Raw genomic sequence first — 10,720 nt, 5'->3', positions numbered from 1 at the left:
ACTATATATCGTGATCGGCGTTTCGCGTTCGCCGGTCCAGGCAATCACCCGCCGCATCCGCTTCAACTGTTTATGAACATCCTGCACCGTTTCAACCGGCATATTGAACAACTCGCGGAAGGTATCAGTGATCAGTTCGGGTCGAGTGTTCTGAATAAGATAGGTTTCGCAGGACTGCGTGATGAGCGTGAGTGACAGCGTGTTCAATGCTTTGAGTCTGCGGTTAGCCCGCCCCCAGCGTGAGGACTCCATATTCAGGTTACTTCGCATGCCTTCCAGTGCCGCCGTACGCCGGACTAAATCGCCCCAGGCTTTGTCCACTTCTTCACTGTCACCATGCTTAATGCACAGCTGCATAAGCTGATACTGCGCCACCAGCAGGCTGTCCAGTTCGACATCAATCTCCTGTTTCACCGAACGGGGCGAAAAGAGCAGATCGGCCACAATAGCACAGACAATCCCCATCACTATTTCACTACAGCGTTCGAGCGCAAATTGCGGCGTCAGCAGCGGTTCAGCCTGAATGGTAATGACGATAATCAGCGCCGTATAGCCCGAAAGTCCCCAGGCATAGGAGTTTTCGATCTTCACAAGCGACGAGATCCAGGTACAAAAACCGGCCCAGATACAACACACCAGGATCATCAATAACGGGGCGCGGATCATGCTGATGATAATGATCAGTGCAGCAATACAGCCGATAAATGTCCCAACAATACGCAGCATGCCGCGATAGCGTATAGCACCAGAATAGGGCTCTCCGCCAGCGGCAAAGGCCGGGCCAGCCGCCACAATGGCGGCGGTCAGCACCGCCCAGCGCGGGGTCTCAAGTTGGAAGTGAAAGCCAACGAACAGCGCCAGTACAATCGCGCACGCCAGTTTTACCGCAAAGCGGATATGCTGGTTGGCAATAGAGAAAATGCCCATCACGATTAGCCAAACTCGCGCAGGCGATGCGCCATTTTACGGAAGAAGGATTCCCGGCTTGCATCGCGATCCTGCTTGCCGGTAATGACGACGGTAGCCGTAGTCCCCGCAGGCCACAGGGTTCCCTGCTGCTCATCAAGACGAATTCGCACCGGTACACGCTGCGCCAGACGCACCCATTCAAGATTGGAATCAATGGTCGCCATACCCTTTGCGTCCCGCGTGCTGCTGGCATTCGTTACACCAGCCGCCACGCTATCAACGGTGCCCTTCAGCACATGATTACTGCCCAGCGGGGTGATCTCTGCGCGATACCCAGGGCGGACGCCTTCCAGCTTGGTTTCTTCCATATAGGCCAGCACATAAAAAGAATGCTGTTTGACCAATGCCACCGCCGTAGAGCCGCGAGTAATAAATTCGCCGCTGTAGACGTTCAGGTTAGTCACCCAGCCATCTGCTGGCGCGCGAATGACGGTACGTTCCAGATCTAATTTCGCCAGGTCGCGGGTCGCCTGCGCCTTCGCAAGCTGGTGTAATACGGTTTGCAGGACATTGTTTGACTGGTCGATCTCTTCACGAGACATAGCCTGCACGCCCAGCCGATTACGACGGCTGGCCTCCTGGCGTTTTTCCTGTGATAACACCTGATAGTAGGCGACGTCTGCTTCCGCTTCTTCGAGCGCTTTTTTATAGCGCGGCTGATCGATGGTAAACAGAACCTGGTCTTTCTTCACCAGTTGATTATCATGAACGTTGACGTTAGTGATAAGCCCGGCGACATCCGGGGCTATTGCCACAACGTCGGCGCTGAAGCGCGCATCACGCGTCCACGGCGACTCGGTGTAGAACACCCATGCGCGGAAAATGGCGATGAAGGCCAGAATGACCAGTACGAGAGTCGTGGCCGTACGGGAGAGTTTTCTTGTTAGTGTTTTCACTTCAACCTCAAACGAACAGGCGCGTTATTAAATAGAACAGGCAGCAATACAGCGCGGTGTTAAACAGAGCCGGGTGCCAGACAAAATCATAGATGCCAGTTGGAACCAGTACCCGGCGCACCAGCCAGAAAATCGCCAGTGACAAAAGTAATTCGAAAAAAATCGGTGGGAAGGACAGACCAAACACCACGATAACGGGAAACAGACTCATGTTGACCTTGGTAGCTTAAGAGAGTGCAGGTGATAGATTTTCTAGCGTATGTCACCGCAGAGAAGGGCAAGGATGAGCCAGGCGAGAGCGACATAGCTGTTATTTGAATAATAATATATTAACGTAACTGTTATGCTGTTATCTATATTATGTGATCTAAATCACTTTTAAGTCAGAGTGAACAATGGAACGATTAAAACGTATGTCGGTGTTTGCCAAAGTTGTCGAACTGGGCTCCTTCACCGCCGCCGCAAGACAGCTACAAATGAGCGTTTCATCGATAAGCCAGACGGTCTCTAAACTGGAAGATGAGCTACAGGTCAAGCTGCTAAACCGCAGCACACGCAGCATTGGGCTAACCGAAGCCGGTAAAATTTATTATCAGGGTTGCCGCAGGATGCTGCACGAAGCACAGGATGTTCACGAACAGCTTTATGCCTTTAACAACACGCCCATCGGCACCTTGCGCATTGGCTGTTCTTCAACCATGGCACAAAATGTCCTCGCCGGGTTGACCGCAACGATGCTGAAAGAGTATCCAGGATTGACGGTAAATCTGGTAACAGGCATCCCGGCACCGGATTTAATCGCCGACGGTCTGGACGTGGTTATTCGCGTCGGCGCGTTGCAGGACTCCAGCCTGTTTTCACGTCGCCTGGGAACCATGCCGATGGTGGTCTGCGCCGCTAAAAGCTATCTCGCGCAGTTTGGCGTGCCGGAAAAACCCGCCGATCTCAGCAACCACTCGTGGCTGGAATACAGCGTGCGCCCGGATAATGAATTCGAACTTATCGCTCCGGAGGGGATCTCTACCCGCCTGATCCCGGAGGGGCGCTTCGTGACTAACGATCCGATGACGCTGGTGCGCTGGCTGGCCGCAGGGGCGGGCATTGCCTATGTGCCGCTGATGTGGGTGATCAATGAGATCAATCGTGGTGAAGTGGAGATCCTGCTGCCCCGCTACCAGTCGGATCCACGTCCGGTCTATGCGCTGTATACCGAAAAAGACAAACTACCGCTCAAGGTCCAGGTGGTGATTAACTATCTGACAGATTATTTTGTCGATGTGGCGCAGCTGTTTCAGGGGATGTACGGCCGGGGCAAAGAGAAATAAAAAAGCCCGGTAGCGCTTTGCTTACCGGGCCTACACTCAGTGCCAATGCACATTCCAGGCCGGATACGCTGAGTGCTATCCGGCGACCGGGTCGTTACGCAGTGCCACCTACGGTCAAGTTATCCACCTTCAGCGTCGGCTGGCCCACGCCCACCGGCAAGCTCTGTCCTTCTTTGCCGCAAACGCCAACCCCGTTATCCAGTTTCAGGTCGTTACCCACCATCGAAATCTGCTGCATCGCTTCGATACCGGAGCCAATCAGCGTTGCGCCTTTCACCGGTTTGGTCACTTTACCGTTTTCAATCAGGTACGCTTCGGATGTCGAGAATACAAATTTCCCGGAGGTGATATCCACCTGACCGCCGCCAAAGTTAGGCGCATAAATACCGTATTCAACGGATTCGATGATTTCCTGCGGCGTGGATTTCCCCGGCAGCATATAGGTGTTGGTCATACGCGGCATCGGCAGGTGCGCGTAAGATTCACGGCGACCGTTACCCGTTGGCGCTACGCCCATCAGGCGCGCATTCAGTTTGTCCTGCATGTAGCCTTTCAGAATGCCGTTTTCGATCAGCACGTTGTACTGACCCGGTGTCCCTTCGTCATCGATAGCCACGGAACCACGACGGTCCGCCATTGTGCCATCATCCACAACGGTACACAGTTCTGATGCCACCAGCTCACCCATGTGACCGCTGAATACCGAGGTGCCACGGCGGTTAAAATCACCTTCCAGACCATGACCGACCGCTTCATGCAGCAGAACACCAGGCCAGCCAGCGCCGAGTACTACCGGCAGCGTACCTGCAGGCGCTGCTACCGCGGACAGATTGACTAACGCCATGCGTACGGCCTCTTTCGCCCACGCGTCGGCACGGACTTCACCATCAAGGTCGCCAAGGAAATAGTCATAGCCAAAACGACCGCCGCCACCGCTGGCACCGCGCTCACGCTTACCGTCCTCTTCGACCTGTACGCTTACGGACAAACGTACCAGCGGGCGGACGTCAGCGGCCAGCGTACCATCAGTCGCGGCCACCAGGATCAGTTCATAAACACCGGTCAGGCTGGCGGTCACTTCCTGGACGCGTTTGTCGGCGGCACGGGCCACGTTGTCTACGCGGCGCAGGATATCCAGTTTTTCTTCGCGGCTCATGCTCTGCAGCGGATCAACCGAGGTGTAAAGCGCCTGATGCTCCACGGCCCCCAGCGTTTTTACTTTGCCGTCACCGTTGTCACGCACGATAGTACGCGCGGCATGAGCGCTTTGTTCCAGCGCCAACAGGCTAATCTGGTCTGCATAGGCAAACCCTGTTTTCTCGCCGCTGATGGCGCGCACGCCAACGCCCTGATCGATATTGTAAGAACCATCTTTAATGATGCGGTCTTCTAAAACCCAGGATTCGTGATAGCTCGACTGAAAATAGAGATCGCCGTAATCAAGACGGCGTTCGGCCAGTTGGCCCAGGATGGCAAACAGATCCTGATGTTTCAGGCCATTTGCCGCTAGCAATTGTTCACTTACCAGGTTCAGACTCATCGTTTTGATTACTCATTTAATTCTGCCGGATAGCGGAAAAAACGCCTTATCCGGCCTACGTTGTTAGGCTGCTGTAGGCCGGATAAGCGCTGCGCCATCCGGCAATACTATGTACTGAGATTGGGGCAATTACTCGCCCCCGTCAAATCATTGCTGGCTTTCTTTGCGCGGCTGACGCAGAACTTCGTTAATTTGCGGCTTATCGACCGGACCAGTGATGCGATAGCGCAGAATTGAGACTTTGCTCCACAGCGGCCCCAGTACCTTACTGGCGGCAAACACCGCCGCACCAACAATCGGGTTGACGGCAAACGCGGCGGCAACCCCTACGGTGGCAGATATTTCTGGTGCGACGATGGCTTCCATGTCCAGCTCCCGGCGTACCAGGTTCACCGAGCCTTTCATCGCAATGTCGGCTTCCAGACCATCCACCAGCGTGTCGTCGGTATGCATCACGCCATCTTTGATCCACGCCGTGCTGCGAATCGAGTCGAAATAGAAGCCTTCGCTGAAGGTGTCGCTAAAATCAAAGCGCAGTTTACGCAGTAACGCATCGAAGCTTAGCAGACGTAACAGTTGCCCCGCATGTCCGGTACTGAGTTCGGTAAGTTCGCCTTTGCCCAGCCGGGTACGCAAAATACCATTCAGCGAGGCTACATCAGGATCCCACGGCGGATTACGCCAATGCAGATCATACTCCACGTTGAATGAAGAATTGCGGATCGGCGTTGATACGCCAAAGAAACCGGCTGCGGAGTCAATTTTATTGCCGCTCAGTTTACCCTTCAGCGACGTTCGCTCCTTGCCCGGCGCATTCACCCACACGCCGTCGGTGGTCAGTCTGGCAAAACCCGTATCCAACAGACCGTTACTCAAGGTGAGCGTGTCGCCTTTAATCGCTACATCGGCGTCAATGCGCCCGTATTTCTGTCCCCACATCCAGCACTCGGCACAGCGCAGCTGAAGGTCCGGCCAGCCACGGAAGCTGACGTTGTCGATGGCTGAGAACGGCGAGGCTGGCGTACTATTTTGTGACGGTTTTGCCGCGCTTGGGTTGTAATAAAGATACTTAATATTGGCCAGCCACGGCGCATTATTGCGCATAGCCAGCGTGGCGTTAATTTCACGGCCCTGCGCCTGCACGGTGGAGCCATTGCTCGCAGGCTCAGAAACGATACTCAAATTATTCCACTGTTGACCGCCCAGGGATAACGATGGCGTACGCACCGTGATGCGCTGCGGGAAGTTAGCGTTGCTGCCCACGTTATCCACAGCGCCTTTCTGGAATAACGCCAGCCATTGCGCGCCATCCATAGGGGGAAGATTAAGCTCTATGCCTTGTTGATCGGGTAACGCTGGCACGGTGCGGCTTTCCGACGCCCAGATTGCGCGGTCAAGCGTCAGTTTCTGATTCAGCAGCCAGCGGCTATTAAAATGATTCTTGCTGCCAGCGTTGCCGGTCAGATCAAAGCTGCGCAGATTGCCGTTGGCCTTAACGTTCACCGGCAACGCCTCACCGGCCGCCTTATTCAGCGGAGAAGGTAAGTGACTACTTACATTCTTGAGGTCGCCCTTTAACTCAACGTTGTAGGTCGGCCCAGCATGATACGGAAGATCGATTCCTACCTTGCCATTCCACGCTATGCTACCGTTCAACGCGTCGTTGACCTGCGCCGGTAAAATCCCCATGCGGCTTGGCTGCCAGTCACCTTGCAGATTCACGGCTACCTGATAGGCTTTCGCCCCTTCGGTCGTGGAAAAGTCGACGTTCAGCGGCTGATTAAACCAGTTCGCGGTCATCGGCTCGCTCTTCAGATCGCCGTTGATAAAGCTGAATTTACCATTCAAATTCTTCAGCGTGCTGTCGAGCGGTTTAATAAACAGGCTGTTATCACGCAGGTTGACGTCACCTTTGGCGGTAACCAGCGAGCCGTCTAGCGGAATATCAAGATGTAAGCGAGCATTCACATCGCCGTCAATCTGCAACTGCTCAAGCGTAGCGCCGAGTGAATCCTTCAATGGCGTCTCATCAAAATAAGGTCCAACCGCCTTGCCCGGCCCGTTGATGTCGGCATCAATCAGCAGTTTTTCTTTGGCATAGTCGGGGATGTTAGCCGTCAGATTACTGGCCTTCACGCCGCCCAGATTAACGCTATCGGTCTTCATCCACAGGCCGTCGTTAATGAAGTTCAGTTCAATATTAAGGTCAGTCAGCGCGGGCCAGTCGGGCTGGAAAGCAAACTTCGCATTGCGAAGCGGCACCAGTACCTGGAACTGCCCTTCATTGTGTAGATACGGGAACAGATGCGGGTCGCCGCCATACACCAACGTGGCGTTATCCGCTTCGCCGCCCTGAATAGCGCCGCTGAGGTAATCAACAAGCTCTTTGCCCATCAGGTTTTCCGGGAAGTAACGCCAGGCCTGAGAGCCATCGTCGGTGCTGATACCTGCCAGAATGCCCAACCATGGCTCATCATTGGCGGGCTGCAGATAGCGAAAACCACCGCGTGCGTGTACCGCTTTCGCTTTAACATCAATATTGCGCCCATCTAACTGGAAACCTTTATCATTCTTCAGCCAGCTTAGCGTCGCTACGCCGTCCTCTATTTCCAGCGGTGCGCGAAAGACGGTTTCATACGGCATTTTAGCTTGCTTCATGGAAGCAGTGAGCGCCCCGTTTTCAACGCTGCCCGCAAGCCTACCGGAGAAATGCTCTGCCCCTGGCAGCAGCTTCCACTGTTTCCAGGCCAAATTGGTCCACGAGGACTGGAAGCGGGTTTTTTCTGTTGCCTGTAACGGGATATCCAGCGCCAGCACATCTATTTTGCCGCTCGGCTGCGTGGCCCGCCAGATATCACCCAGCGCAGGCGATAACTTGGCCGCCATCGGACGCAGCCCTTCTAACCCGGCCAGCTCCAGATTGCTGGCGCGGATGCGTAGCTCGTCGCTGCGTTTGTTATTCTCGCCGCCGACTTCCTGTTCAGGGATCCAGGCCAGCGCTAACGCCCCGCTTGGCCAGGGTTTATCATCCATCGTGATACGGGTATCGGGAATGGAGAATTGCCAGCCCGACTGCTCGCGGCTGATGTGCGCCGTCAGGTTATCGACGGAGAGCGTGTGCGTACGATTCTCTCCCAGCCAACTTGCCCCACCTTTTTTCAGCCAGACATCGCCGCCGGAAACGACGCCTTTTCTGATCGTCATCCATGCTTCCAGGCTAAAACGCGCGGTTTGCAACGCGACATTATCCTGCATCCATTTACCCAGCCACGGCTTGACGTCGATATCGTCGGCCTGCAGCCAGACCCGACCGTTATTCAACAGCCCGTTGTCATCACGCAGATCCATTCGAACCTGCATAACACCGTGCTGCCCGGTCAAACTGGAGAGACTGACCTGGCCTTCAGCGCGATGCCGATTTTTACCGTTAAGCCAGGTAAGCTGTGGGATCGCCAGTTCTGCACGCTGGCCTGAGAGGGTTAAAAAGCTAATCTGGCTGTCGCGTAGATCGAAATGATCAAACTGACGCAGGAAGAGATCGCTCAGGTGGCCGGCTTCAATTCCATCACCGCTTTCGCTGCGCTGGATGGGGGTGTTGGTACGCAGCTGCAACTGCCAGAAGGTGAGATCGCGAAACTGCCAGCGCATGTGCAGCAAGCTTTGCCACACATCCAGCGCTAAGGTGACGCGCTTTACCGAAAATTCACCGCCGTCTTTAAGCTGCGCGTGGATATCGCGCGCTTCAAGAGTAGGACCGAAATTTTGCCAGCTAGCGGAAAGTTGGCTGGCGGAGACGGGCAGACCGGTGGCGGATTCAATCTTGCCAAGGATGGCCGGACGCCAGCTATCAAGATGAGGTAGCGCAAGGCGCAGCCCACTGACCAGCAGCGCTGCGATGACAACGAATGCGGCTCCAGTGAGCAGTAATATCCCCGGCAATCGCCTCACGCGCCTCTCCTTGTCTACCAAAAAATGTGACTCACAAAACCGTCTTGCCGGATGGCGGCGTGAACGCCTTCTCCGGCCTGCAAGGTATCGCCATTGGGCGTTTTCCAGGCCAGATTACATCATGACAACGTCGAACTGCTCCTGGTTATACAGCGGTTCGACTTGTACTTTAACCTGTTTGCCGACAAAGATTTCCACTTCCGCCAACGCATGTGACTCTTCACCCTTCAGGGTTTCAGCCACTGCCGGAGATGCATAAACCAGGAAACGATCGGAGTCATATGCATGGTGTACCCGCACGATTTCGCGCATGATTTCATAGCATACAGTTTCCACGGTTTTCACCGTACCGCGCCCATGACAGGTCGGACACTCGTTGCACAACACATGCTCCACGCTTTCACGCGTGCGTTTGCGCGTCATCTCCACCAGGCCCAGCTGTGAAAAACCGTTGATGCTGGTTTTTACGCGATCCTTGCTCAGCGCCTGTTCCAGAGAGTGCAGTACCCGTCGACGGTGGTCTTCATTATTCATGTCGATAAAATCGATAATGATAATGCCGCCGAGGTTACGCAGACGCAGCTGACGAGCAATGGCCTGCGTTGCTTCAATATTAGTATTAAAGATAGTGTCGTCGAGATTACGATGCCCAACAAACGCTCCGGTATTGATATCGACGGTGGTCATTGCTTCAGTTTGATCGATGATCAGATAGCCGCCAGATTTCAGTTCAACCTTGCGTTCCAGCGCGCGCTGGATTTCATTCTCAACGTCAAAGAGATCAAAAATGGGCTGGCGCCCGCTGTAATGTTCCAGCTTGCTGGTCATTTCGGGGATATATTCCGCTGTGAACTCCAGCAACGCTTCATAAGTCAGACGAGAGTCAACGCGGATCCGGTCAAGCTGGGCATCAGCAAAATCACGCAACACGCGCTGCGCCAGCGCCAGTTCACCGTACATCTGGTAGCGCGTTTGCGGGCGTTTTTTACGCTCCATGACTTTAGTCCAGACGCGCTTCAGGTAGGCAGCATCCGAGGCCAGATCCTCCTCGCAGACGCCTTCCGCCGCTGTGCGAATGATGAATCCGCCCTGTTCATCGCAGTAATCCGCCACCACTTTTTTCAGGCGTTCGCGTTCGGTTTCGCTTTCGATACGTTGGGAAACGCCAACGTGCGAAGCACCCGGCATAAAGACGAGGTAACGGGAAGGAAGCGTGATGTCCGTCGTCAGGCGTGCGCCCTTCGTACCCAACGGATCTTTTACCACCTGCACCATCAGATCCTGGCCCTGGCGAACCAGTTCAGAAATGTCGCGCACGGTGAACTGTTTTTGTTCTTCACCCGCCACGCATTCGGTGTGCGGCATGATGTCTGAAGCGTGAAGAAATGCGGCTTTATCCAGTCCAATATCTACAAAAGCCGCCTGCATACCCGGAAGTACACGACTTACACGACCTTTGTAGATATTGCCTACGATTCCGCGTCGCGCCTCACGTTCAATATGAATTTCCTGCAGAATACCGCCATCAATGTAAGCCACCCGAGTTTCCGATGGCGTTACGTTTACCAACAATTCAGCCGTCATGTTTATCCCTTTTCTCACGCAGTGCGTTAAAATTGGTCAGCAACTCATACGTTTCTACCAGCGGTAAGCCGACTACGGCGTGATAGCTGCCATTGATCTTCCTGACAAAACAGCCACCCAACCCTTGAATACCGTATGCACCTGCTTTATCCATTGGTTCACCGCTGGCAACATAGCCCGCGATGTCCTCATCGGTTAGTGCTCTGAACGTCACTTCCGTCACCACCAGACAGTCCAGACTGTGCCGGCGGTCGGCCAATGCCACGGCGGTCATGACCTGATGCGTTTTGCCCGACAGTTTGCGCAGCATTACTGCGGCATGGGCGGCGTCGTGTGGTTTTTCCAGCACTTCGCCATTAAGGATAACAATGGTATCTGCACCCAATACAGGCAAATCACGCTGCGCCAGCGCCACGCCAGCCTGCGCTTTTTCGCGTGCCAGACGCGAAACATACTGC

The 10,720-nt window shown here is 54.5% G+C and carries 8 protein-coding genes; 1 reads left to right on the top strand and 7 read right to left on the bottom strand.

Translation table 11 applies throughout. The features are described 5' to 3' along the window. The 3 genes from KQJ19_RS19800 to aaeX form a co-directional block, all read right to left on the bottom strand. A partial coding sequence (locus tag KQJ19_RS19800; RefSeq protein ID WP_216404027.1) for an FUSC family protein occupies positions 1-927 on the bottom strand: 927 nt, incomplete at its 3' end. Positions 928-932: 5 nt separating this feature from the next. Continuing rightward, a complete protein-coding gene (gene aaeA / locus KQJ19_RS19795) occupies positions 933-1,865 on the bottom strand; it encodes a p-hydroxybenzoic acid efflux pump subunit AaeA (protein ID WP_016154711.1) in 933 nt (310 codons plus the stop codon). 7 nt (positions 1,866-1,872) lie between these two features. Beyond that, positions 1,873-2,076 carry a p-hydroxybenzoic acid efflux pump operon protein AaeX gene (aaeX, locus tag KQJ19_RS19790; RefSeq protein WP_003025177.1) on the bottom strand — a complete coding sequence of 68 codons (204 nt, stop codon included), beginning with the start codon at positions 2,074-2,076 and terminating at the stop codon, positions 1,873-1,875. Between the two features lie 184 nt (positions 2,077-2,260). On the opposite strand from aaeX, the gene aaeR reads away from it, so the two are divergent. Continuing rightward, positions 2,261-3,190 carry an HTH-type transcriptional activator AaeR gene (aaeR, locus tag KQJ19_RS19785; protein WP_016157586.1) on the top strand — a complete coding sequence of 310 codons (930 nt, stop codon included), beginning with the start codon at positions 2,261-2,263 and terminating at the stop codon, positions 3,188-3,190. Between the two features lie 94 nt (positions 3,191-3,284). On the opposite strand, the gene tldD is transcribed toward aaeR, so the two are convergent. The 4 genes from tldD to KQJ19_RS19765 all read right to left on the bottom strand — a co-directional run. Beyond that, positions 3,285-4,730, bottom strand: a complete 1,446-nt coding sequence (gene tldD / locus KQJ19_RS19780; RefSeq protein WP_016154713.1) for a metalloprotease TldD — start codon at positions 4,728-4,730, stop codon at positions 3,285-3,287. Between the two features lie 147 nt (positions 4,731-4,877). Continuing rightward, positions 4,878-8,678, bottom strand: a complete 3,801-nt coding sequence (gene yhdP / locus KQJ19_RS19775) for an AsmA2 domain-containing protein YhdP (protein WP_216404026.1) — start codon at positions 8,676-8,678, stop codon at positions 4,878-4,880. Positions 8,679-8,792: 114 nt separating this feature from the next. After that, positions 8,793-10,262, bottom strand: coding sequence for a ribonuclease G (gene rng, locus KQJ19_RS19770; RefSeq protein WP_003828822.1), 1,470 nt, complete (start codon positions 10,260-10,262; stop codon positions 8,793-8,795). Continuing rightward, a partial coding sequence (locus tag KQJ19_RS19765) for a Maf family protein (RefSeq protein ID WP_216404025.1) occupies positions 10,252-10,720 on the bottom strand: 469 nt, incomplete at its 5' end. The genes rng and KQJ19_RS19765, both read right to left, overlap by 11 nt.

This window comes from Citrobacter sp. S46_ASV_140 (assembly GCF_018919545.1).
Lineage (GTDB): Bacteria > Pseudomonadota > Gammaproteobacteria > Enterobacterales > Enterobacteriaceae > Citrobacter > Citrobacter braakii.
The sequence above is the reverse complement of the archived record's forward strand: the minus strand, read 5'-3'. Positions and strand labels throughout refer to the sequence as shown.